This is a genomic window from Mucilaginibacter aquariorum (assembly GCF_024498135.1).
Taxonomy (GTDB): domain Bacteria; phylum Bacteroidota; class Bacteroidia; order Sphingobacteriales; family Sphingobacteriaceae; genus Mucilaginibacter; species Mucilaginibacter aquariorum.
In genome coordinates, this window is record NZ_JANHOH010000001.1 from 1,114,193 (window position 1) to 1,137,399 (window position 23,207).

The 23,207-nt window shown below is 42.5% G+C and carries 24 protein-coding genes; all 24 read left to right on the forward strand.

The window, feature by feature from the left end; genetic code table 11:
* Positions 1 to 334: 334 nt before the first annotated feature.
* Positions 335 to 2,758, forward strand: a complete 2,424-nt coding sequence (locus NPE20_RS04805) for a polysaccharide biosynthesis tyrosine autokinase (protein ID WP_256537468.1) — start codon at positions 335 to 337, stop codon at positions 2,756 to 2,758.
* Between the two features lie 11 nt (positions 2,759 to 2,769).
* Positions 2,770 to 3,285: a UpxY family transcription antiterminator gene (locus tag NPE20_RS04810; RefSeq protein ID WP_256537469.1), complete on the forward strand. Its 516-nt coding sequence runs from the start codon at positions 2,770 to 2,772 to the stop codon at positions 3,283 to 3,285.
* Positions 3,286 to 3,382: 97 nt separating this feature from the next.
* A complete protein-coding gene (gene asnB / locus NPE20_RS04815; RefSeq protein ID WP_256537470.1) occupies positions 3,383 to 5,164 on the forward strand; it encodes an asparagine synthase (glutamine-hydrolyzing) in 1,782 nt (593 codons plus the stop codon).
* Positions 5,157 to 6,278 carry a glycosyltransferase family 4 protein gene (locus NPE20_RS04820; RefSeq protein ID WP_256537471.1) on the forward strand — a complete coding sequence of 374 codons (1,122 nt, stop codon included), beginning with the start codon at positions 5,157 to 5,159 and terminating at the stop codon, positions 6,276 to 6,278. Before asnB ends, NPE20_RS04820 begins: the two co-directional genes overlap by 8 nt.
* Positions 6,271 to 7,131: an ABC transporter permease gene (locus tag NPE20_RS04825; RefSeq protein WP_256537472.1), complete on the forward strand. Its 861-nt coding sequence runs from the start codon at positions 6,271 to 6,273 to the stop codon at positions 7,129 to 7,131. The genes NPE20_RS04820 and NPE20_RS04825 overlap by 8 nt, the downstream gene beginning before the upstream one ends.
* Positions 7,131 to 8,396 carry an ABC transporter ATP-binding protein gene (locus NPE20_RS04830; RefSeq protein ID WP_256537473.1) on the forward strand — a complete coding sequence of 422 codons (1,266 nt, stop codon included), beginning with the start codon at positions 7,131 to 7,133 and terminating at the stop codon, positions 8,394 to 8,396. The genes NPE20_RS04825 and NPE20_RS04830 overlap by 1 nt, the downstream gene beginning before the upstream one ends.
* 3 nt (positions 8,397 to 8,399) lie before the next feature.
* On the forward strand, positions 8,400 to 8,801 hold the full coding sequence (locus NPE20_RS04835) for a sugar 3,4-ketoisomerase (RefSeq protein WP_256537474.1): 402 nt from the start codon (positions 8,400 to 8,402) through the stop codon (positions 8,799 to 8,801).
* Entirely contained in the window at positions 8,791 to 9,213 is a 423-nt protein-coding gene (locus tag NPE20_RS04840; protein ID WP_256537475.1) for a sugar 3,4-ketoisomerase, read from the forward strand. The genes NPE20_RS04835 and NPE20_RS04840 overlap by 11 nt, the downstream gene beginning before the upstream one ends.
* Positions 9,213 to 9,749 (forward strand): GNAT family N-acetyltransferase, encoded by a 537-nt coding sequence (locus tag NPE20_RS04845; protein WP_256537476.1) that lies wholly within the window; start codon positions 9,213 to 9,215, stop codon positions 9,747 to 9,749. Before NPE20_RS04840 ends, NPE20_RS04845 begins: the two co-directional genes overlap by 1 nt.
* Position 9,750: 1 nt before the next feature.
* Positions 9,751 to 9,987: an acyl carrier protein gene (locus NPE20_RS04850; protein WP_256537477.1), complete on the forward strand. Its 237-nt coding sequence runs from the start codon at positions 9,751 to 9,753 to the stop codon at positions 9,985 to 9,987.
* Positions 9,988 to 11,046, forward strand: a complete 1,059-nt coding sequence (locus NPE20_RS04855; protein ID WP_256537478.1) for a 3-oxoacyl-ACP synthase III family protein — start codon at positions 9,988 to 9,990, stop codon at positions 11,044 to 11,046.
* Positions 11,039 to 11,785, forward strand: a complete 747-nt coding sequence (locus tag NPE20_RS04860) for an SDR family NAD(P)-dependent oxidoreductase (protein WP_256537479.1) — start codon at positions 11,039 to 11,041, stop codon at positions 11,783 to 11,785. The genes NPE20_RS04855 and NPE20_RS04860 overlap by 8 nt, the downstream gene beginning before the upstream one ends.
* Complete coding sequence (locus NPE20_RS04865; protein ID WP_256537480.1) at positions 11,786 to 12,790, forward strand: 3-oxoacyl-ACP synthase III family protein; 1,005 nt, start codon at positions 11,786 to 11,788, stop codon at positions 12,788 to 12,790.
* Between the two features lie 10 nt (positions 12,791 to 12,800).
* Entirely contained in the window at positions 12,801 to 13,904 is a 1,104-nt protein-coding gene (locus NPE20_RS04870) for a DegT/DnrJ/EryC1/StrS family aminotransferase (protein WP_256537481.1), read from the forward strand.
* On the forward strand, positions 13,897 to 14,442 hold the full coding sequence (locus NPE20_RS04875; RefSeq protein ID WP_256537482.1) for a glycosyltransferase family protein: 546 nt from the start codon (positions 13,897 to 13,899) through the stop codon (positions 14,440 to 14,442). Before NPE20_RS04870 ends, NPE20_RS04875 begins: the two co-directional genes overlap by 8 nt.
* Positions 14,429 to 14,977, forward strand: a complete 549-nt coding sequence (locus tag NPE20_RS04880) for a hypothetical protein (RefSeq protein WP_256537483.1) — start codon at positions 14,429 to 14,431, stop codon at positions 14,975 to 14,977. The genes NPE20_RS04875 and NPE20_RS04880 overlap by 14 nt, the downstream gene beginning before the upstream one ends.
* 13 nt (positions 14,978 to 14,990) lie before the next feature.
* Positions 14,991 to 16,025: a glycosyltransferase gene (locus tag NPE20_RS04885; RefSeq protein WP_256537484.1), complete on the forward strand. Its 1,035-nt coding sequence runs from the start codon at positions 14,991 to 14,993 to the stop codon at positions 16,023 to 16,025.
* A complete protein-coding gene (locus NPE20_RS04890; protein ID WP_256537485.1) occupies positions 16,018 to 17,121 on the forward strand; it encodes a hypothetical protein in 1,104 nt (367 codons plus the stop codon). The genes NPE20_RS04885 and NPE20_RS04890 overlap by 8 nt, the downstream gene beginning before the upstream one ends.
* On the forward strand, positions 17,075 to 18,055 hold the full coding sequence (locus NPE20_RS04895) for a glycosyltransferase family 2 protein (protein ID WP_256537486.1): 981 nt from the start codon (positions 17,075 to 17,077) through the stop codon (positions 18,053 to 18,055). The genes NPE20_RS04890 and NPE20_RS04895 overlap by 47 nt, the downstream gene beginning before the upstream one ends.
* A complete protein-coding gene (locus tag NPE20_RS04900) occupies positions 18,052 to 18,732 on the forward strand; it encodes a CatB-related O-acetyltransferase (RefSeq protein ID WP_256537487.1) in 681 nt (226 codons plus the stop codon). The genes NPE20_RS04895 and NPE20_RS04900 overlap by 4 nt, the downstream gene beginning before the upstream one ends.
* Before the next feature lie 125 nt (positions 18,733 to 18,857).
* Positions 18,858 to 20,129, forward strand: coding sequence for an MBOAT family O-acyltransferase (locus NPE20_RS04905; RefSeq protein WP_256537488.1), 1,272 nt, complete (start codon positions 18,858 to 18,860; stop codon positions 20,127 to 20,129).
* On the forward strand, positions 20,129 to 21,229 hold the full coding sequence (locus NPE20_RS04910; RefSeq protein WP_256537489.1) for a hypothetical protein: 1,101 nt from the start codon (positions 20,129 to 20,131) through the stop codon (positions 21,227 to 21,229). Before NPE20_RS04905 ends, NPE20_RS04910 begins: the two co-directional genes overlap by 1 nt.
* The gene (locus NPE20_RS04915; RefSeq protein ID WP_256537490.1) at positions 21,226 to 22,122 is read left to right on the forward strand and encodes a glycosyltransferase family 2 protein; all 897 of its coding nucleotides are present in this window, start codon (positions 21,226 to 21,228) and stop codon (positions 22,120 to 22,122) included. Before NPE20_RS04910 ends, NPE20_RS04915 begins: the two co-directional genes overlap by 4 nt.
* A complete protein-coding gene (locus NPE20_RS04920; RefSeq protein ID WP_256537491.1) occupies positions 22,109 to 23,200 on the forward strand; it encodes an acyltransferase family protein in 1,092 nt (363 codons plus the stop codon). The genes NPE20_RS04915 and NPE20_RS04920 overlap by 14 nt, the downstream gene beginning before the upstream one ends.
* The last annotated feature ends 7 nt before the right edge of the window (positions 23,201 to 23,207 follow it).

Below are 23,207 nucleotides of genomic sequence, written 5' to 3' on the forward strand. Positions count from 1 at the left end.
TGCTCCTAAGCTGCTCGGTCGCATCTCCAAATTATCATACCGGCCATAACTCAAAAATCAAGTGATTTTTAGTAGCTTTAAGCGCTAATTAAATTGAAATGGCGAAAAAGTCACCCCGGGCTATGATCGACGAAATATTACTTTTAAATTCAATAAAAACCGTCGCAACCCTGAGTGTATTGAACAAAGCGATAGCAAAGATACAGGCCATGGTTTTTGAACGAGCTGAAAGTATATAACAAGATCATGACGGCGATAACACAAACAGAGACGGAAATGACTTTTTACGAAAGTTAAACCGTAGCGCTGATCATTTTACCCTTAGCAGGCAGTAATGGAAGAAACCGAAAAGAGCATAAAAAAATTGCCGAACCAGGAAATTGACTATTTTAAAATAGGTAAAATATTATTAAGCCGCTGGTACTGGATAGCAGGTTCCCTTTTTATATTCATACTGTGGTCATATGTTTATTTGTGGTACACACCTAAAACATTTGCAACATCCGGCACCATGAAGCTGGAAGAGAAGAAGTCGGAAATAGCAGACCTGGTAAATGTGATGAGCACTTCTGACAGGGGGCCTTCAAAAATACAAAGCGAAACATCGGTAATACAAAGCCCCACGGTTATTTTAAGTGCCATTAAAGACCTTGATTACGACATTAGTTTTTATATAGAAGGCCGTGTACGCACAAGTGAGATCTACCCCCAAAAGCCGCTTGATATACAAACCATACAATTTGACAGTTTAAATTTTTACCGGGATATCATAACTTTTAAAGCCCTTAATAAAAACAGCTTTAACCTTTCCTATAAAGCAGGCGCTAAAGAGGTTTCCAAATCCTATAAATACAATACCCCAATTACCATCGGGCCTACTACATTTAGCATAAAACCTCCCGGTTATATAGGCAACAACACCTTATATCTTTTTAAATTTAATATCCCCGAAGATTTTATTGGCCGGGTAAGAGGCGGTTTACGTACCAGTGAGATGGTAAAAAACTCCAACATACTTTTATTGCAACAAACCGATGCAAACCCACAGTTTGCTGCCGATGTGCTTAACGCGATAATGAAGGAGTATTTAATATACGACCGCAACCGCAAAACACAATCAGCTACGCAAATGATCAATTTTATTGATGATCAGTTAAAGTATCTGTCAGGTGCGGTAAAGGGTTCTGAAAAATCCATCCTGGAGTTTAAGCAGAAAAATAAATTAATGGAAGTTAGTTCTTCTGCCGAAACAGCTTTATCAAAGGCAAAGGATATAGAATCGCAGCAAGCTATATTAAAACTACAGCTGATAGCTATTGAGCAGTTAAGGGATCAGATAGATAAAGAAAAAAACAACGTAAACCTTAATTTTAACGCCGGTAGTGGAATTGACCCTGCGCTAACTACATTAATAGAAAGGCTTGATAATTTACTTAACCAGCGTTATGAGTTATTAAAAACGTATAACTACAATTCGCAGCCCATACAGGATATTAACCGCTCTATTTTACAGCTAAAAGGCAATGCCTTAAACAGCATTAATACCACCTATACAACTGTAAAACGAAACCTTGATTATTTAACCTCGCAACTGGCGGTGGTTAATAAACAAATATCTATTTTCCCGGTTGCCGAGCGTGATCTTATCGCCCTAAACCGGCCTTATGAGGTAAATGAAAAAGTGTTATCGTTTTTATCAGAGAAAAAACTTTCGGCCCAGATAAGCCGTGCGGGCATACTGCCCGGCGCGACAATTGTTGAGCAGGCCCAGGCCAACCTCTCCCCCATATCACCGGATGAGCATGGCATTCGCCGCTCGGCAATGATCTTTGGTGTCCTTACCGGCATCGGCCTGATCATTTTGATACGACTGCTCAATCCCTATATATATGATAAAGAGACCGTTGAGAGTCTTACCACTGTCCCTATATTAGGGGTTATCAGAAAGTTCCCGGAAAAAATAGATGAAGACAATTCTCAGATACTGGCGATAAGTAAACCAAAAACCATGTTTGCGGAATCGGTGAGGTCCGTACGTACCAATTTAAATTTTCTTGCGTCAGAAAAGACCAGTAAAGTCATCTGCATAACATCCGAAATAGCCGGCGAAGGAAAATCATTTGTGGCTGTTAACCTGTCCAGTACCTTATCGTTAATAGATAAAAAAGTAATACTGATAGGTGGCGACCTGCGCCGCTCCAAACTTCATAAAACGTTTAAGAAAGCAAATGACACCGGCTTAAGCACCTACCTTTCCCGTCAATCCGCATTAGAAGACATCTTATTAAAAACTGAACAGGGAAACCTGGATCTCATTACTTCGGGGCCCGTTCCCCCGAACCCGTCAGAGCTTTTGCATAGCGAACGAATGACCGAACTCATAAAAGAACTGAGAACAAGGTATGATGTAATCATGATCGATACTGCGCCAATTGGGTTGGTATCAGATGCTATACCCCTTATACGGGTGAGCGATATCAACATATTTGTGATACGATCCGGAAAATCTAAATATTATGCGGCGACCATACCGCAGCGGATAGCCCAGGAATATCATCTGGATAATACGGTTATCGTACTAAATGCCTTTGCCGAAGACCTTTTGCATTCCAGGTATTATACAACCCGGTTTACCGGCGAAAGCTATGGGACACGGTATTATTATTATTCAGATTACAGCGGCTATGAAAGCTCCGGCTATTATGTGGACAATGACAAAAAGAAGTGGTGGGATTTTAGACGATGGTTCAAAAATTAAGTTTTTAGCGTATGGACTTAAAAGTAAGCGATAGTAATCTGAAGTGGTACCCTGTTTACACCCAACCACGTGCAGAAAAAAAGGCATACAGCGCTTTAATAAGTAAGGGTATTGAGGCCTACCTGCCCCTCCACCGCCGTTTAAAGCAATGGAGCGACCGAAAAAAATGGGTGGAAGAGCCGCTTATCAGCTCCTATCTGTTTGTGCGTATTGCAGATCATGCCCAAACAGAGGTATTAATGACCAAAGGGATCGCCCGCTTTATATATTTTTCGGGCAAGATCACCGCAATGCCCGACAGGCAGATAAATGAACTTAAATTATTAATGGCAAGCGCTTTGGATATGGAAGTAACCGAAGAAGATTTACAGCCGGGAGAAAAAATAAAAATCAAAGCAGGCCCTTTAAAAGGTATTACCGGCGAAATAATAGCTTATCGTTCGCAAAAACAGCTATTGTTACGATTAGAAAACCTTGGCTGCTCAATCATCGTAAACGTTGCAGCATCATTAATTAACAGGCTTTAAATAACATAAATCAATATGTTATTTAAAATATTGATAATAAATAAGTTACATAATTAAACTGTGACTTACGGGGCGAAGCTATATACTATAGGATACAATGTGCAGGATAGCAGGACTGGTTACAAACCGGTTACGGGGAGATGAAGTTAAAAGAGTAGTAAATGTAATGTGCCATACATTACAGCATGGCGGGCCGGATGATGCCGGCTTATACTGCAATGCAGATACCCGGGTCGTATTTGGGCATCGCCGGCTTTCTATTATTGACCTTAGCGCCAATGGCCACCAACCCATGGCCGATGCCGAACTGAAAGCATGGATAACTTTTAATGGCGAACTATATAACTACCGGGAATTAAAAACAGAACTGCAGCAGTTGGGTGCCGCATTTCATACCGGCACCGATACTGAAGTAATCATACAAGCCTATTTACATTGGGGCACAAGCTCGTTTGATAAATTAAGGGGCATGTTTGCTTTTGCGTTGTATGATACCATTACTGAGGCGGTTTACCTGGTACGTGATACCACCGGCATTAAGCCGTTATATTACTATGCAGAGGACGGGCAGCTATCTTTCGCGTCGGAGATACGGGCATTTAAAGCAGCAGGTATTGCCACTGCAGAAGACACAAGGTGGCCGGTTTGGTTGTTGGCATTTGGGCATATCCCCGAACCATACACGACTTTAAAAAATGTGCTAAGCGTCCCTAAAGGGTATTTTTTATGCTGGAATAAAAATGGCGCTTACACTATAACAAGTTATAACCGGGCAACGGCAGGTAATTACATCACTGATATACAAACCGCACAGGCGGGTATATCACAGCACCTTAAAACCGCAATAAGCAGGCAGTTAATTGCCGATGCACCTATCGGTGTTTTTTTAAGCGGCGGTATCGATTCAAGTTTGCTTGCTTTACTGGCCAATGAAGAAAGAAAACAGCTTAAAACCATCTCCATACTTTTTAATGAGAAAGAGTATGACGAGCGGAAGTATCAAAACGCGGTTTTAGATAAGCTTAGCGGCGAAAACTTTACCCACCTGGTAAAGCAGCAAGATTTTGAAGAACATTTCCCGCAGATACTACGCGCTATGGATATGCCAACAACCGATGGTATTAATACATGGTTTATTAGTAAGTACGCACACGAAGATGGTTTAAAAACAGTACTATCAGGTGTTGGCGCCGATGAACTATTTGGCGGATACCCCTCCTTTAGCAGGATAAAGTACATGGGCTACCTTAAAATGTTACCGCCCGCCCTTTTTTCGGCATCAAAAATATTCAGTGCAAGTCGTTACAAAAAGCTGGCATACCTGGCGCATAATAATTCAATAGCCAATTATTTGTTTCTGCGCGGGTTGTATGCGCCGGCCGATATTGCGCTATTAATTGATATGGATACAACCGAGGTAAACAATATACTTTTCAATACCATTACAACACCTGATTTAGGGGCGCATAACAAATCACAGGCTGCCTGGCTGGAAACAAACCTGTATATGCAAAACCAATTGCTGCATGATACAGATATCATGAGCATGAGCCATGGTTTAGAGGTTAGGGTACCCTTTTTAGATGAAGATCTGCAGCAATATGTATCGCAGATAGACCCGGCTATAAGATTTGATAATCATCAGCCAAAAAAAATATTGATAGATACCTTTAAGGAGCTTTTACCAGAAACTGTATGGAACCGGCCCAAAATGGGCTTTAGTTTCCCACTACAGCAATGGATGGTCAATAATAGCGCCATTAGCGATGAAGAGTTGTATCGGGGCAAATCCGCTAAAGGGCTTATCAATAAATTTAACAAAGGGCAAATACATTGGTCAAGGGCGTTTGCTTTATACCAGATACAGGGGCATGTCTAAAAAAATAACCCTCTTCTCGTTACAAACATTCAGCACAACCGGCGGCATCCAAAAAATGACCCGCACGCTTGCGCACTCGCTTAATAATATCTGCCTTAAAAATAACTGGGAATTTAAACTTGCATCGTTATATGATGCAGATAGCGACATAATGCCCCAGTACCTGCCGCACAAAAATTTCAAGGGGTTTAACAATCACCGGATAGCTTTTATGCTTAGCAATATATTCGCAGCAAAAAAGCCCGACATAATAATACTAAGCCACATTAACCTGGCGCTTGTTGGCTTATTAATTAAACTGATCAGCCCCAAAACAAAAATTTGGTTAATAGCACACGGTATAGAAGTTTGGCGGCCTCTATCGTTTCATAAAAGGTTGCTTTTAAAAAGGTGCAGTAAAATAATTTGTGTAAGTAGCTTTACAAAAGCCCAAATGTATAGCTGGCATAAAACAGATCAGGATAAATGTATCGTTTTAAACAATGCGCTTGATCCGTTTATGACACTGCCGGCAAATTTTGTAAAACCAGCATATCTGTCAGACCGTTATGGGCTAACCGGTGCCGGCCCCGTCATATTTACCTTAACGCGCCTGGCATCAACCGAGCTTTACAAGGGGCACGATCGGGTGATAAAAGCTATTGCTAAACTGAAGCCAAGGTTTCCGGGAATTAAATACATTCTGGCCGGTAAATACGACGAAAAAGAAGGGATTCGGGTAAAACAGCTTATCGCGGATGTTGGCGTAACCCGGCAGGTGATATTAACCGGGTTTATTAAAGAAGAGGAACTTCCCGACCATTTTTTAACTGCTGATGTATTTGTACTCCCCAGTAAAAAAGAAGGCTTTGGCATCGTATTTATTGAAGCGCTTGCCTGCGGGCTGCCTGTTATATGCGGCAATGCCGACGGCAGCATTGATGCTATACGCAACGGCGAGTTGGGCACCGCCATCAATACGGACGATGATAACGCATTAGAAGATTGCATTGCCCGGCACTTAACCCTGCCGGTAACGTTAGCAAAGCGTAAGCTTTTAAAAGATAAATGCCTGCAGTATTTCAACGAACAAACTTATATTAATACCCTGCAAAAAATGCTGACCAATGACTGAGCCGGAGGATTACTGGGACCTGGAGATCAAATCAAGCGGCAGCCTGTTTGATCTAAAACTCAAAGATGTCTGGCAATACCGCGACCTGCTGTTGCTGCTGGTACGCCGCGATTTTGTCTCATTTTACAAGCAAACCTTACTTGGCCCCTTATGGTTTTTTGTACAGCCCGTTATCACCATAATGGTTTACAATTTAATATTCAGTAACCTGGCCGGTATAAAAACAGACGGGATACCCGGACCGCTTTTTTACCTGGCAGGCACCATTATATGGAACTACTTTGCCGACTGCCTAACAAAAACATCAACTGTTTTTAAGGATAATTCGGCCATGCTGGGTAAGGTTTACTTCCCCCGGCTGATCATGCCCCTTAGTGTTGTTTTCTCTAATCTTATCAGATTTGGGGTACAATTTATATTGTTTATCATGTTGCTGCTTTACTACCTATTAGCAGGTTACCCCATTGCACCTAACGCCTGCCTGTTATTATTCCCGGTACTGATACTAATGATAGCAGCGCTTGGTTTGGGTTTTGGAATGATAATATCGGCCGCTACCACTAAATACCGCGACCTGGCATTCGTCGTATCGTTTGGCGTGCCACTACTGATGTATACCACTACGGTTATTTACCCACTATCTGAAGTTGTTAAGAAATACGACAACTATTCCTGGCTTATCAAATTCAATCCGCTTACCGCAGTAATTGAAACCTGCAGGTTTGGCTTTTTAGGCAAAGGCAGCTTTAGCTGGGATCTGCTGTTGTATAGCGGCATATTTACCCTGGTAATTCTCTTTACCGGCGTAATCGTTTTTAATAAGGTTGAAAAAACATTTGTTGATACCGTATAATGGGTAAAGTTATAAAAGTTGAGAATTTATCTAAAGCTTATCAGTTAGGCGATTTTGGTACCGGTACTATCTCCAGGGACCTGGAGCGGTATTGGGCGCGCTTTAGAGGCAAAGAAGACCCTTTTCTGAAAATTGGCGAAATAAACGACCGCACCTCAAAAGGCGCGAGCGATATCGTATGGAGCCTGAAGGATATCAATTTTGATATTGAACAAAGTGATGCCGTTGGTATAATTGGCCGCAACGGTGCCGGTAAAAGCACCTTGTTAAAAATTCTAAGCCGGGTGACCTCCCCCACTTCCGGCTCCGTGAAAATCAAAGGCCGCATCGCCAGCCTACTGGAGGTCGGCACAGGTTTCCATCCCGAGCTGACGGGCGGCGAAAATATCTATCTGAACGGCGCCATACTGGGTATGCGGAAAGCCGAAATCAAGCGTAAGTTTGATGAAATAGTAAATTTTGCAGGTGTAGAACGCTATATCGATACCCCTGTAAAACGTTATTCCTCGGGTATGTATGTACGCCTGGCCTTTGCGGTTGCGGCGCACCTGGAGTCGGAAATATTGATCGTGGATGAGGTGCTTGCCGTGGGCGATGCGGAGTTCCAGAAGAAATGCCTGGGTAAAATGGGCGATGTAAGTAAAAGCGAAGGGCGTACCGTTTTGTTTGTCAGCCATAATATGGCCGCCGTGAAAACACTTTGCAACCGTGCCATTGTGCTGGCAAACGGACAATTGGCGTATGACAACAAACAGCTTGAGGCGGTAAGCTTTTACCAGGCAAATAACAACACAAAATCCAGCTTTGAACACACCGGCAATATGGAAGATGCCCCCGGGAACCAGCATATCCGTGTTTTGAAATTTATTATAAGGTCGCTTGAAGGTGAAAGTATCTCCATTTCAAGCGGGCTCAGTTTCGAGATCACTTTCTTTAATCAAAAGGCAGGCATCAACCTCGATTCAACTTTCGAACTAAAAAACAGTGACGAGATCCCCGTTTTCCATAACGGCGCCTTAATATCAACCAATAATGATTCAAAAAGAGGTTTATATACGGTTAAAGGCATCATTCCCGCTTATCTGTTAAATGCGGGTAATTATACATTTAAGCTGATATTTGGCGAAAACCAGCGTTATTTACTTTATGGTGCGGATGATTTTATCGGATTTGAAGTTGAAAACGAAACCAAAGGCAGTAACAGCCATTTAGCCCCGGGCGTCATATGCCCAAAACTTGATTATACCGTTAGCTACCACGAATAAATAATGATACCGCACATAATAAAACTGCCCAAATTTTTAGATGACAGGGGTAATCTTTCGTTCATTGAAGAGCATAACCACATTCCTTTTAAAATTGAAAGGGCCTATTGGATCTACGATGTACCGGGCGGTGAACGCCGTGGCGGACATGCATACAGCAACCTGCAGGAATTTATCGTCGCGCTAAGCGGCAGCTTCGATGTGATACTGCATGACGGTAACGAGGAACTGCGCTTCAGCCTTAACCGCTCCTATTACGGGTTGTATGTGCCGCCGATGATCTGGCGCGAAATAGACAATTTCTCCACTAACGCGCTGTCACTGATACTGGCGGACGATAAGTACGATGAATCGGCGTATATCAGGGACTTTAATGAATTTAAAAAAATAAAAAATGCCGGATAAAAGATCAACTATTTTTGACTGCAACATTATCCCGTTACGCCGTATAAACAACAGGGCCGGTAATATCACGCCGGTCGAGAATAATGTTGACATACCTTTTGATGTAAAAAGGGTCTATTACCTGTACGATATCCCCGGTGGCGAATCAAGGGCGGCACACGGCCATAAACACCTTGAACAATTTATCGTGGCGGCAAGCGGTAGTTTTGACATCACCATTGATGACGGTACCGATAAAAAAACCGTACAGTTAAACCGGCCTTACTTTGGCTTACATATGCAGCCGGGTATCTGGCGCGATATTTCAAACTTTTCATCGGGAGCAATTTGCCTGGTACTGGCTTCGTTACCTTATAATGAGGCTGACTATATAAGAGACTACCAGGCTTTTAAAAAATACAAATCACTGTAGTGCAATTTCCTGTTCACAAATACGGACTGATATTCAGACTTGTAGAAGAAAACGATGCTGCATTTATATTAAGTTTGAGGGCTGATCCGAAATTGTCAAAGCATTTATCGGCGACGGATAACGACCTTGATAAACAAATACGATGGATCAGGCAATACAAACAAAGAGAAGCCGAAGGCAGCGAATATTACTTTTTATATACTGACAGGCAAAACCAGCCTTTAGGCGTGTTCAGGCTATATAACATCGCCAATAAAACTGTAACATCGGGCAGTTGGCTTTCAAAACCGGGTAACGATGAATTTACCCCTATAAAAGCAGATCTCTTTCTTACGTCGCTTATTTTTGAAAATCTTAAATTTGATAAATGCTTTATCGATGTAAGAAAAGACAACAAAAAACTGGTCCGTTATCATAAAATGTTTTTTACCGTTATAAACGAAGACCATCAAAATATTTACATGTTTATGGATAAAGAAAGTTACCAGCATAAGCGTGAATTTTTAACAAGTATCATTGAGCCCCAAAAACAATAATATGAACATCGAAACATTTGTACAGGCGTTTGCCGAGCAGTTTGACGAAGTCCCGGCAGTATCATTTACCCCCAAAACCTTATTTAAAGAAAACGACGAATGGAGCTCGATGACAGCGTTATCGGTGATCGCCATGGTCGATGAGAATTACGGGGTGAGACTTACCGGCGATGATGTGAGAAAATCGTCGACAGTTGAAGATATATACAATATTGTACTATCAAAAACCAACGCTTAAATGGCATTTTTGCATATTAAAAATGTTGTAATAAAAGGCCTGGCGGCATGTGTCCCTTCGGGTATTGAAGAAAATTCGGCTATAACCAGTATCTTACCTCCCGATCTTGAGAAGCTAATTAGAACCACTGGGGTTGAGCGCCGGCACACGATTAAACCCGGCGACTGTACATCCGACCTTTGTTTTAAAGCGGCCGAGAAATTAATTGACGAGCTGAGATGGGATAAAAGTGAAATTGAAGGTTTAATATTTGTTTCGCAAACCCCCGATTTTATATTGCCGGCCACTTCGGCGATCCTGCAAAACCGGCTGGGCTTATCAACCGATTGCTTTACGCTTGACATTTCATTGGGCTGCTCGGGGTTTGTCTATGGTTTGAGCGCCATCACCAGTTATATGCAAACCGGTATGATAAGGAAAGCGTTGCTTTTGGCAGGCGATACTTCATCGATGACCTGCTCCAAAGATGACAAGAGCACCTATCCGCTTTTCGGCGATGCCGGGACGGCCACGGCGCTTGAATATAGCGAAGGTGAGGACGGCTTGAAATTTCATTTGGGAAGCGATGGCAGCGGCTTTAGCTCCATTATTATAAACGATGGCGGATACCGCAACCGGTTCAACGCCGGATCGATGAATGCGAATTTTATTGCCGAAGGGATAAGCAGGAGTAATTTACAGCTTACGCTGGATGGAATGGATGTATTTTCATTTGGCATATCTAAAGCCCCCGAAACCGTCAGTGCGCTGCTCAATAAATTCGGTGTTGATAAAGATAACGTCGATCACTTCTACTTTCACCAGGCTAACTTAATGATGAACGACCGGATCAGGAAAAAACTACAGCTACCTGAAGACAAGGTACCGCTTTCATTGAAAAACTTTGGCAATACCAGCAGCGCCAGCATCCCTTTAACAATGGTAACGGAAACCGCAGAAGCGCTCAGGGCCGGCGAAAAAGAGATAGTCGCCTGTGGCTTTGGTGTCGGTTTATCATGGGCAAGTGTAATATGCAAAACTACTCACCTTACAATACCGGACCTGATCTATTATGATTAATCCTTTTTCCTTAGCAAATAAAAATATACTTGTAACCGGCGCATCGTCGGGCATCGGTAAACAAATAGCTATTTCAACGGCCGCGATGGGCGCATCAGTACATATTACGGCGCGCGATACCAACAGGCTGGACAACACCCTAAAACAACTTGGCGACGGCCATCATCGCCATTACCTCGCCGACCTTACCATTGGCGAAGAACTGGATGCGCTGACAGATTCGCTGCCAAACCTGGATGGCCTGGTACTTTCGGCAGGGATTGTGAAAACACTTCCGTTTAAGTTTGTTAACCATACGGAGCTGGATACCATCATGCAGACCAATTTTTTTTCGCCTATTGTATTGCTGAACAAACTGCTCAGGAAAAAAAAGCTTAATAAAAATTGTTCGGTGGTGTTCATATCCTCCATCGGCGGCAACTTTATTGGCGCAAAAGGCAATTCGATGTATAGTGCCTCAAAAGGTGCCATTAACGCTATGCAAAAAGTAATCGCACTTGAACTGGCCCCACAAAAGATCCGGGTAAATAATGTTTCGCCAGGCATGGTGAGAACAGCGATGCTGGAAAATACAACGGCCTTTTCGCAGGAGCAGATAGAAAATGATGAAAAAAACTATCCGTTGGGTTACGGGGAAGTAACAGATGTGGCAAACGCGGTCATCTATCTGTTAGCCGACGCCAGTAAATGGGTAACAGGTACATCGCTGCTTATAGACGGTGGTTTCACAATTCAATAAATGAAAGCCTTTATAAAAGCGATCTCTTACTACCTGCCCCAGCAAGAATTGAGCAATCATGGATTATCCGCGCTGTTCCCGGACTGGAATGTAGAAAAAATAGCGAACAAAATCGGAATTGACACGCGTCATATCGCCGCAAACGACGAGTTTGCTTCTGATATGGCAATCGCCGCCGGCCGCAGACTTTTTTCAGAACACGCTGTCTCCCCGTCGGAGATAGATTTTATACTTTACTGTACACAAAGTCCCGATTATTTTTTACCGTCAACCTCCTGCATTATACAGGACAAATTGAACATACCGGTAAAGACCGGCGCACTTGATTTTAATCTCGGCTGCTCAGGCTACGTGTATGGGCTGGCACTGGCAAAAGGGTTGATATGCGCCGGTATAGCAAAAAATATCTTATTGCTTACCGCTGAAACCTACTCGAAATTTATCCACCCGAAAGACAAAGGGAACCGTACTATTTTCGGCGATGCGGCAGCGGCAACGCTGGTCAGCACTTCGGGTTTTGCCGGTATCGGCGAATTTGAGCTGGGTACTGACGGCAGGGGTGCCGAAAACCTGATCGTGAGGCAGGGTGCCATCCGTTATCCCGAAAAAACCGCGAATACCTTAAGTGACGAATATGGGAACGAACAGTCGGCAGGGAACCTGCATATGAACGGCCCCGAGATATTCTCCTTTACATCCCGCGAAATTCCGGCGTTGATAGCAGATACCCTTTTGAAAAACGAATTGGCAAAACCGGATATAGATCAATTTATATTACATCAGGCCAATGAATATATGCTGGAGCATTTGCGCAAAAAAATGGGCATAAGTCCAGCACACTTTTATATTTATATGGCTAAGGTGGGCAATACCGTTTCGTCTACCATCCCCATCGCGCTTTATGAAGCGATGAAAGAGAAAAAGGCGACGGCTGGTTCCAGATGGCTGCTCGCCGGTTTCGGTGTGGGTTACTCCTGGGGGGGCACTGTAATAAATTTTAAATGATCCTGATGATATGAACGTCCCTTTTTTATCCTTCGCCGGTCAAAACATTTTAATTGAGAAGGAGATCCGCGCAGCATTTGAACGGGTTTTTCAAAATAAATGGTATATACTGGGTAATGAATTATTGGCTTTTGAAAAACAGTATTCCGCCTATAACCAGGTAGAACATTGCATTGGCGTAGCCAACGGGCTTGATGCTTTACATATAGCTTTAAAAGCGCTTAATATCGGCTGCGGAGACGAAGTAATCGTTCCCGCGAATACGTTTATTGCTTCCTGGCTCGCGGTATCCGGCGCTGGTGCCACTATAGTTCCGGTCGAACCGGATATTAAGACATACAACCTGGACCCTGATAAAATTGAAGCGGCGATAACTTCAAAAACCAGGGCCATTATGCCGGTACACCTTTACGGACAGGCCTGCCGGATGGACGCTATAATGCGAATTGCCCAAAAGTATCATTTATCTATAATTGAAGATAACGCACAAGCGCACGGCACCCTTTATAAGGGTAAGCTTACCGGCAGTTTTGGCGACATTAATGCGACCAGCTTTTATCCGACCAAAAACCTGGGCGCCTTTGGTGATGCAGGCGCTTTAACCACCGGCGATGCCAGCCTTGCACGGAAAGCAATGCTGCTGCGTAATTATGGTTCTGAAACAAAATATCATAACGAGATTATTGGCGTAAACTCGCGGCTCGACGAGCTGCAGGCTGCCTTTTTATCCGTAAAGTTAAAATATCTTAACAGCTGGACCAGCGAAAGAAAAAGCATAGCTGCTATTTATGATAAGCAACTGGCGGGTATTGCGGGATTAACGCTTCCATACCTGGCACCAGGGGCCGGTCATGTGTACCATTTGTATGTTATCCGCACCGAAAGGCGCAATGAACTGCAGCAACATCTAACCGGAATGGGGATCGGTACCGCTATCCACTACCCTATTCCATGCCATTTACAAAAGGCGTATCAACACCTGGGTTATAAAAAAGGAGATTTCCCGATAACCGAGCATCTCGCCGAAACCAGTTTAAGTATCCCTGTAAATCCGGGGATGAGCGACGAAGAAATAACCTGCGTATTTAAAAAAATACAGGAATTTCATGGGTAAGATTTTAATAATTTCTAACAAACTATCCCTTGGCGGCGCGGAGAAACTTGCTGTTGAACTGGCTTTATTTGCAAAAAAAAACGATATCGAACCAACGGTACTTATTCTCGAAAATTACGGGAATGAACATTATGATACTATTTTAAAAGAGCAGGATATAAAAGTGATACGCACACGGATAAAACATATTAAACATTTCAGGGCTCCTCTAAAAATGGCAATATCGGCATGGTGGGCAATTAAACTAAAATATTTTTCCGGGGTATTTTATGATAGTATACATGTTATCGGGTTGTATAATATTGATGCTGTATTGAACAATGTAATACATCAGCACCGCTTTTTCTGGAATGTTAACAACAGCATTCAGTACCATAATAAAGAATATCCCTATCAGCGTGAAATCTTTGCAAACAAGCATGATACTATCGTAAATATAAACGAATACCAGGCAGGTGAGCTTTATGATCAGTATGGTAAAGAAGCGATAAAGACAAAAATGGTTCAGGCTAAATTGTTTGTTAATGCTGCGGATTAATTTAGTTGCCCGGATAGCCAAGGATAAAAATTCCTTTTTGGACCTTGTTTATGTCGCCCATAAATTAAAGCAAAATAATTTCGATGACTTCGCGATCCTTTTCATCGGTGCGGTTGAAAGCATCAGTATTTACCAAAACATTGTTCGAATGGCCGAATTGCTGGGGGTTACTTCCAACATTAAGTTTACAGAGAAGTCCATCGCTATGACCGCTCTGCCGGAAGACGTTAAGGATGGTTATTTTTTCAATTTCACGGTCGGGAACTTCATGGGTTATTCATCTGTCGAGTGCGTAAACCTCGGTTTTAAAACGATATTCTGCAATGCCGATAAGCGCCTTGTGAATGAACAATATAATTATATTAATGTATGCCCGGATATTGATTCCGTTGTTGATTTAATTTTGCTCATTAGCAAGGACCCGGCGCCTGTCAATATGGAAATTCAAAAAAACAACCTCAGCATGAAAAGGTCTTTCCTGTTAAACCAGGAAGAAGCCGGCCTTTTAAGATCGTGGATTGTTCCAGCCCAATAATATTATTAAAAGATTGAATCTGCATTCTGATCATACAGCAGCCGGGCTTACCACTGCGGGCGTATCGGTATTGATTTGCTGTTACAATAGCGCTTCACGTTTGCCTGCCACCCTTCGCCATTTAGCTTTACAAGACGTTAGGCCGGCTATCGATTGGGAAATTATCGTTGTAGATAATGCGTCCACGGATGATACGGCAGAAGTGGCTAACAAAGAATGGGACAGGTACCAGTTACCCAAAGTTGCTTTTAAGGTTGTAAACGAACCCAAACCCGGCAAACACAATGCATTAAATACGGGTATCGGTTGTTCGACCTATGAATACGTCATTATTTGCGACGATGATAATTGGTTGAACAATGATTATATTGGAAAGGCTTACGAAATCATGCGCCTTGAACCCCTTGTTGGTGCGGCCGGAGGTCAAGGTATCGCCATAACCGAAATGCAGCTACCGGACTGGTTCGGGCGGTATCAATACGCCTACGCTGTTGGCAAACAACGCGAAAGAACAGGCTATTTGCCCTATGCTCAATATATTTGGGGTGCGGGTATGGTCTTCAGGAAGTCACTTTACAAAAAGGTTTATAAAAATCTTCCCTCATTTTTAACCGGCCCTCATACAGATACCCTGGCCAGAGGAGAGGATGTTGAATTTTGCTTTCGTATTCAACTGGCGGGCTGTAAATTATATTATAATGACGGGCTGATTTTTAAACACTACATGCCGGCAGAAAGGTTGACGACTACCTATCAGCGAAAGCTTCTCGGCGGCAGCGCTTTTGAATCGCGCATTCTAAATCTGTACACCAGACAAATTAAGATAAACAATTTGCCGATCTATAAAAAAACTTTGCTTTTATGTCTGGTTTTTATACGATACGTTGTAAGCAGGGTTTTCCCTGACAGCAAGTGGGTTACTTCTTATGAATCCGAATCATTTTATCAATTTACCGGGTTCCGCCTTTCTGATGTTGCTGATGATACCATAAAAATCCGAAAATTATCTCAGGAGTTATCAGCACGTAAGCAAGCATTAAATGTTTAAAATATATAAGCATTCACATTTCTTACCTGACGCTTTCGGGCATGGCGGCAACAAACGTACCGCACAGATCAGCGAAATACTGATTAACGCGGGTATAACCGCAGGGACTGCCGACCTTGCCAATAATTTCTCCGCCAATTGGAAAATATTACTTTATCTCAAAGGATTGGGCCATAACCCCAATTTGAAAACCGGCCATAAAAACAAGTATGCAGTCGGCCGGTATATCAAGCTGTTTGAAGAATTTGTTCGGGAACAAAAACCCCACTTGTTCATTTGGGAGTCGACGGTTGAATATAATCTGCTATTAGCTGAGGTATTGTATAAAAATAACATATCTGCAATAGCTTTGCCTCACAATATTGAATCGATGGTAGCGGGCTCTAAAAGTGTATTTTCCGGTAAAATGTCACCCGACTGGTTACTTGAAGAATTAAGATATTTAGGCTATTGTAAAAAAACCTATACCATATCCCGTGAAGAACAATGGTTACTTTCCAACGCGGGCTTAAACGCCTCGTATCTGCCCTATTACCCGCCCCGCGAAGCAGAGCAATTTTTGCTGAGCATAAGGAAAAAAAGGCAACATATACCACCGTCAGGCAGGTCAACAAAAAACATCTTACTGCTTGGGACCTTTCATAACAAGCCAACCTTTGATGGCTACTTTGATTTACTCAAGCATATTGAAAATATACAGGGCCTTAAAATACAGGTAGCGGGCTTCGGTTCTGAACGGCTGAAGGACACGTTTAAAGGCAGCCATATACATATTTGGGGGGGAGTGGATAACGACACCCTGTCTCGTCTTATAACAGCGTCTGATTGCGCCATTATTCATCAGCAGCCCTCCGGCGGGGCACTAACGCGCGTGCCTGAATTATTGCTGGCGGGGCTTCCGCTAATATTGAACATACACGCGGCAAGAAGTTGTTTTGATCTTAAAGGTATAGCTGTGTATGACTCTTATCCGCAACTTTTAGATATGCTGCATGAAATTGATCTGCAGATGCCTCCGCTTATCAGCAGGCCGCTTGAAGAAAAACAGTTTGCCGAATATATTAACTCCTGCATTCCCGCCGGTCATCCGTTTTAAAATGAACCTGCCCGATCTAAAAAAATATAGAACAATCTTTAAAGACAACGGTGTCACTACGCCGTTGTCGCAAAGCGGCCATGCCAAAACAGGATTGTACAAAATGATACCTAAGCCGGAACAGGAAAACAAAGGCTGGCCCTGGGATGAAGAAACCAGTCCCGATATTTATGATACCCGTATAAAATGGCCCAAACTGACAATTGTTACCCCTTCATTCAACCAGGGTCAATTCATTGAGCAAACCATACGGGCAGTATTATTACAAAACTATCCAAACCTGGAATATATCATTATTGACGGCGGGAGCACAGACAACACCACGAAAATACTCGAAAAATATTCGCCATGGATAAGTTACTGGCAAAGCACCAAAGACGATGGGCAGGGCAATGCCATTAATTTGGGATTTAGTTTATCATCAGGCGAATACCATGCGTGGATCAATAGCGATGACTATTATTTAAAAGGCGTCTTTCAAAAAGTTATTCAGCAATTTTTAAGTTCAAAAGCAGAATTTATTTACGGCTATGGTTACAATTATAAAGTCGCAACAGGGGAATTTGAGCAAATTAAAACACTTCCTTATACTGACTACTTTATAAAAATCCCGAGCTTAATACAGCCATCAACTTTTTGGAACGCCCGCATACATGAACCCATCTGGGAGGAATTGTACTGTGCGCTTGACTACGAACTGTGGCTCCGTATGGTAAAAGGCCACAAGAGGGCTTTAATAAAAGAGCCGCTGTCCGTAGCTCATGTACACGACGATGCCAAAACATCAGACCCGAAAATGAAAGCGAAATGGGAAGAAGACCATCAAAAAATATGGGGCCCGGATGCTCATGGGACCGTACATGAATGGAAGCGCATCGTTTTTTTAAATCGTATAAGGAAAAAACTATATAAACTATTCGATGATTTAGGATGAAGTGGTCGTTAAGAAATATACTGTTCAAATTAGTTAAAACATTTATTCCGGAAATAGAGGAACTGCGGTGGCTCAGCGCTCACCGGCTGACATCCTTATCTGTGTCCGAAATCAATGAATCTGAAATAAATGACGTGAAAATATTAGCGCCTTATAATATATATAAAACCACGGTCGGTAAAGGTTCTTATATATCCCGGAATGCTTTCATTAGTTTTTCTAATATAGGTAAATATTGCTCTATAGGCCCGAATGTCATTTGCGGCTGGGGTATCCATCCAACTGACGGGCTTTCCACATCACCTGTTTTTTATTCGACATTAAATCAGGCGGGGTTTCATTACGGAAACGAAAATAAAATACAGGAGCGAAAACCTATTAAAATAGGCAACGACGTTTTTATTGGAATGAATGTGACGATTCTGGACGGAATAACAATTGGAAATGGGGCAGTAATTGGCGCCGGAGCAGTCGTATCCAAAGACATCCCCCCCTATGCAATAGCATATGGTTCACCGATTAAAATAGTTAAATACCGATTTAACGAACAACAAATAAGCCAGTTAGAACTAATAAAGTGGTGGGATTTTGATAGCGAAAAAATCAGGGAAGTTGAAAAGTATTTTTTTGACATTGATAAATTTATAGATAAATATGGGTTTCAGCACGCTAAATAGCAGATAGGATGTTATTCAATTCTCTTCTGTTTCTTTTATTTTTTTCAATAGTCACGATATCCTACTATCTGCTGCCGCATAAATTCAGGTGGGCCTGGCTTCTGGCCGCCAGCTGTTATTTTTACATGTACTTTAAGCCAACGTACATTCTCATTATTATTTTTACCATTGTTGTTGATTACTGTAGCGGCCTCCTGATTCAGCGCTCGCGCGGGAAGACCCGTAAACTGTTTCTTGTTTTAAGTCTTGCGGCAAATATCGGGGTGCTGGCCTTTTATAAATATTTTAATTTCCTGGCAGAAAACATAAACATCATTTCACCATTGTTCAACGGGCCGCAATTACCGCTGCTGGATTTTATATTACCCATAGGCCTGTCATTTCATACTTTCCAGGCTATGAGCTATACGATCGAAGTTTACAGGGGCAATCAAAAGGCCGAAAGACATTTTGGCTTGTATTCTTTGTATGTCATGTTCTATCCGCAAATGGTGGCCGGGCCTATTGAAAGGCCGCAGCATATCCTGCCGCAGCTGCACAGGGTCAACAAGTTTGCAAGCAAAAACCTGGTAACCGGATTGTTGTTTATAGCGATCGGCCTGTTTAAAAAAGTGGTGATCGCCGACCGGCTGGGGCTTTACGTCGACCCCGTATTTACCCATCCGCACGGACATTCATCGCTTGACCTACTGGTGGCCACTTATTTTTTTGCATTCCAGATTTATTGCGATTTTAGCGGTTATTCTGATATGGCCATCGGTGCGGCGCTGGTCCTGGGCATCGAACTAATGCAAAATTTCAACCTGCCATATCTTGCAGGTAATCTTGCGGATTTTTGGAAACGCTGGCATATATCACTCTCTACATGGTTCCGCGATTATTTGTACATTCCATTGGGGGGCAGTAAAATTAATTTCTCTGTGACATGCATCAACCTTCTCATTGTATTCCTGATAAGCGGCCTGTGGCACGGTGCAAACTGGAAATACCTGGCCTGGGGCCTAATACATGGCTGCCTGCTGATCGGCTATCAGGTCCTGGGGAAGCTCGGTATACATCTCAAAGGCTTTGCCTTTTTGAAATGGCTTATCACTTTCAACCTGGTTTGCCTCGCATGGATCTTTTTCAGGGCTTATAACATCACCGACGCTATGTACATTCTCAACAGAATATTTGCCGGAGGCGATTTCAAATACTCCGCGGGCAAGATCATGTCTGTCAACGAAATAGGCTACTGCGCCCTGATCATTATGGCCTTGCTTTTAGGGGAGGGGTACCTTCGGCGTTCCGCTGCCTGCTCCAGCCAAAAAAAACTATTGATAACCGGCGCGTTATGTTGCGCCTGTTATTTATTCGGTGTATTTAACGAGGCGCAATTTATCTATTTTCAATTTTGATGAAAAGGATTGCGGGTATAATTTTATTGGTAATTAGCATCATTATGCTGGTGACGGCCATGAATCAGTCATTTATCAATAAAATCAAACAGGAAAAATATTTCGGCCACCTGGACCCGAAACCCACCCGGGATAACCTTATTTACGGCTTTTTATTTACCCATTCCGACAGGTGGCGTTATGGTGACCTTTACGGTTTGTGTTATCTGCCACAGTATAAATTTGAATTAGAACCCTTTAAGCGGTATAATTTGAAAAAAAAACAAACTTCCACCGGCAGGATACTCTACATTATCGGCGACAGTTTTTTGGCTGATAAAACGCTTTACGGTGCCTTTGAGGATTTCGACGATGTCATTTTCCTGGACAACCGGTTCCCATTCGGACCGGTTATACCGGACCCTACCAAGCAAAATTACCTCGTACTCGAATTTGCGGAACGCAATCTCGTCGGATATGAGCTGAACAAAACCGGGGAAGCGAAACAGCGCCCGACCGATAAGCCAAATAGTTCTGTTACCACCACAGGGTCAGTAAATAAGCCCGATATATCTATTGCGGAACGCCTAGGTAACGTTATTTTCAATAAAGCGCTAAGCCGCAATCTTGAAATGATATTGTTCGACAATAAGATCGCTACCATTTTTAAAGAAACAAAGGCGTCGCTAAATTATTCCTTGTTTAAAAGAGTTGCCAACGAGGTTGCCGTAAGCACCGATAAAAAACGGTTATTCCTGAATACCACTGTAGATACCGACAGCGTTCAATCTGCGTTCCGGCACAGACCCAACGCGGAGGTGAACAGCATCAGGCAGAATTTGAGCATAGCAAAAAACTATTACAGCTCCATAGGCTTTAATAAGGTCTTTTTATCTGTGATACCGAACCCGGTATCCGTATATGATAACAAAAGAATGACCTATAATCACTTACTGGAACGTATCGAACAGGGTACCGACCTTCCCGTAATATCGATATATAATATTTTCAGAACCGATAAGCGCAACTTGTTTTACCGCAGCGATGCCCATTGGAACCCGGACGGTTTTGAAATATGGATTAACGAAACCAATAAAGTTTTAAAGGCCAATCTTAATTGATCCCATTTTTTTCCATTATAATCCCCTTATATAATAGCGCTGAAACTTTAGCTGATACGCTCAATAGTATTGCAGGCCAAAGTTTTAAAAACCACGAACTGATTTTTGTTGACGGCGGGTCTGCAGATAATACCTTAGCAATCATCAGCAGTTTTAGAAGCCGTTACCCGGCAACAACTGTCAAGGTAATTTCGGAGCCGGATAAAGGGATTTACGATGCTATGAACAAAGGCATCGACATGGCCGCAGGTGAATGGGTTTATTTCATGGGTGGCGATGATACCTTTTATTCGCCGGTTGTTTTAGCTGAAGTTTCGGAAGCGATAAAACAGGAGGAGGTCGACCTGGTGTACGGCAACGTATGGGGTGCCCTTTCTGAAATAAGATATGCTGATGACACCGTATCCAAAGTTTTGTCACGGGGTATCCATCATCAGGGTGTATTTTATAAGCGGCACTTATTTAATTATACGGGCAGATACAGTCTTGACTTTAAGATAGCGGCCGATTACCATTTAACGCTCAAGGTGTTCTGTAATGAAGTGTTTAAGACAAGGTATATCAATACCGATATCGCTCGCTTTGGTGAGGCCGGTCTGAGCTCTACTGCTTACGATTACCGGTTTTTCAGTTATCATTATAAATTCTTAGCGGTTAACAAAGCCACCGGCAAAATAGATGATGTATTAAAATGCCTGGATACATCTGTTTATTGCTGCCTGTACCTGGCCAGACAAAAAAAGGATATGCGTTTTGCCTGGGGAAATGTTTTTTATTATATGACAAAACCAAGTGACCTTGGGTTTCCGGCCCGCATTCAGATCCTTTTCAGGATGATCTATTGGAGCTTAAAGCCAGGCCACGTTAACGATAAAACAGATGCAACGGCTTAAATTTATCGACGCGTTAAGGGGCATTGCCATAATAATGGTTATACTTCATCATTCGCACCCCAATTTTGCAGGTGTAGACAACTATTTTTTGCCTGTATATTTGGATGATATTTTACAAAACGGGGATAAAGGAGTAACCTTATTCTTTTTAATGAGCGCGTATACACTCTGCCTTTCGTTTGGAAAAAAGAAAGAAATTGAGTATAAACCGGTACGTAATTATTTCCTGAGGCGGATATTCCGGATAGTGCCGCTTTACTATTTTACCATACTAATGGTATCCCTTATCCAAATAAATACCCTTTCGGCCGTTTCTGTGGCAGCCAATGTATTTTTCGTGCACGGGCTTAATCCCAACTGGACCAATTCCACCATACCGGGCGGCTGGACGATAGGTATTGAAGCGCTTTTTTATCTTCTGTTTCCATTTTTGTTCTACCGGATCAAATCGGTATACGGCGCAATTAATATTACACTTGCTTTTATAGTGGCCGCAAAAATTGTGACCAGCGTCATGTCAAAAAATCCTCCCCTGAAGGATGGCGTTTGGTGGAGCGTATTTGTTTATGAAAATATAATTTCACAACTCCCCGTATTTTTAATGGGGATTTGTCTATATCACATTTCAAATCACAAATCAGATAGCACACAGCTATTCAAATCGTATAAAACCTATTGCTTTATAGCCGCTTTAATCCTGGTTCATCTATCAGGTGGCAACTTATTTAAAGCGCATTATCTTTTTGCAATAGCATTTGCGTTCCTGGCTTACGGTCTATCCGTATACCCCACATCAATTTTAGTGAATAAATTTACCATTTGGGTAGGGAAATTAAGTTATAGCCTATACCTTGTTCATTTGTTAATTGCCAACTTGCTGGTTAAATATAATTTAAACCACTATGGTTCAAATGCGTCCGCCGAAGTATTTATCAGGTTTGCGGTCATATTCTCAGTAAGCGTTTGTATTTCATGGGTTACTTATACATTGATCGAGGTGCCCGGCCAGGAACTTGGGACGCGAATTATTAAGAAGTTAGAATCAAAAAGAAAAGTACAGCTTACATTCCCTGCTTAATGCAGGA

Bases quoted from the DNA above. Each gene is read 5' to 3' on its own strand.
- NPE20_RS04805 (WP_256537468.1), top strand. From the start codon at position 335: ATGGAAGAAACCGAAAAGAGCATAAAAAAATTGCCGAACCAGGAAATT.
- NPE20_RS04810 (WP_256537469.1), top strand. From the start codon at position 2,770: ATGGACTTAAAAGTAAGCGATAGTAATCTGAAGTGGTACCCTGTTTAC.
- asnB (WP_256537470.1), top strand. From the start codon at position 3,383: ATGTGCAGGATAGCAGGACTGGTTACAAACCGGTTACGGGGAGATGAA.
- NPE20_RS04820 (WP_256537471.1), top strand. From the start codon at position 5,157: ATGTCTAAAAAAATAACCCTCTTCTCGTTACAAACATTCAGCACAACC.
- NPE20_RS04825 (WP_256537472.1), top strand. From the start codon at position 6,271: ATGACTGAGCCGGAGGATTACTGGGACCTGGAGATCAAATCAAGCGGC.
- NPE20_RS04830 (WP_256537473.1), top strand. From the start codon at position 7,131: ATGGGTAAAGTTATAAAAGTTGAGAATTTATCTAAAGCTTATCAGTTA.
- NPE20_RS04835 (WP_256537474.1), top strand. From the start codon at position 8,400: ATGATACCGCACATAATAAAACTGCCCAAATTTTTAGATGACAGGGGT.
- NPE20_RS04840 (WP_256537475.1), top strand. From the start codon at position 8,791: ATGCCGGATAAAAGATCAACTATTTTTGACTGCAACATTATCCCGTTA.
- NPE20_RS04850 (WP_256537477.1), top strand. From the start codon at position 9,751: ATGAACATCGAAACATTTGTACAGGCGTTTGCCGAGCAGTTTGACGAA.
- NPE20_RS04855 (WP_256537478.1), top strand. From the start codon at position 9,988: ATGGCATTTTTGCATATTAAAAATGTTGTAATAAAAGGCCTGGCGGCA.
- NPE20_RS04860 (WP_256537479.1), top strand. From the start codon at position 11,039: ATGATTAATCCTTTTTCCTTAGCAAATAAAAATATACTTGTAACCGGC.
- NPE20_RS04865 (WP_256537480.1), top strand. From the start codon at position 11,786: ATGAAAGCCTTTATAAAAGCGATCTCTTACTACCTGCCCCAGCAAGAA.
- NPE20_RS04870 (WP_256537481.1), top strand. From the start codon at position 12,801: ATGAACGTCCCTTTTTTATCCTTCGCCGGTCAAAACATTTTAATTGAG.
- NPE20_RS04875 (WP_256537482.1), top strand. From the start codon at position 13,897: ATGGGTAAGATTTTAATAATTTCTAACAAACTATCCCTTGGCGGCGCG.
- NPE20_RS04880 (WP_256537483.1), top strand. From the start codon at position 14,429: ATGCTGCGGATTAATTTAGTTGCCCGGATAGCCAAGGATAAAAATTCC.
- NPE20_RS04890 (WP_256537485.1), top strand. From the start codon at position 16,018: ATGTTTAAAATATATAAGCATTCACATTTCTTACCTGACGCTTTCGGG.
- NPE20_RS04900 (WP_256537487.1), top strand. From the start codon at position 18,052: ATGAAGTGGTCGTTAAGAAATATACTGTTCAAATTAGTTAAAACATTT.
- NPE20_RS04905 (WP_256537488.1), top strand. From the start codon at position 18,858: ATGTACTTTAAGCCAACGTACATTCTCATTATTATTTTTACCATTGTT.
- NPE20_RS04910 (WP_256537489.1), top strand. From the start codon at position 20,129: ATGAAAAGGATTGCGGGTATAATTTTATTGGTAATTAGCATCATTATG.
- NPE20_RS04920 (WP_256537491.1), top strand. From the start codon at position 22,109: ATGCAACGGCTTAAATTTATCGACGCGTTAAGGGGCATTGCCATAATA.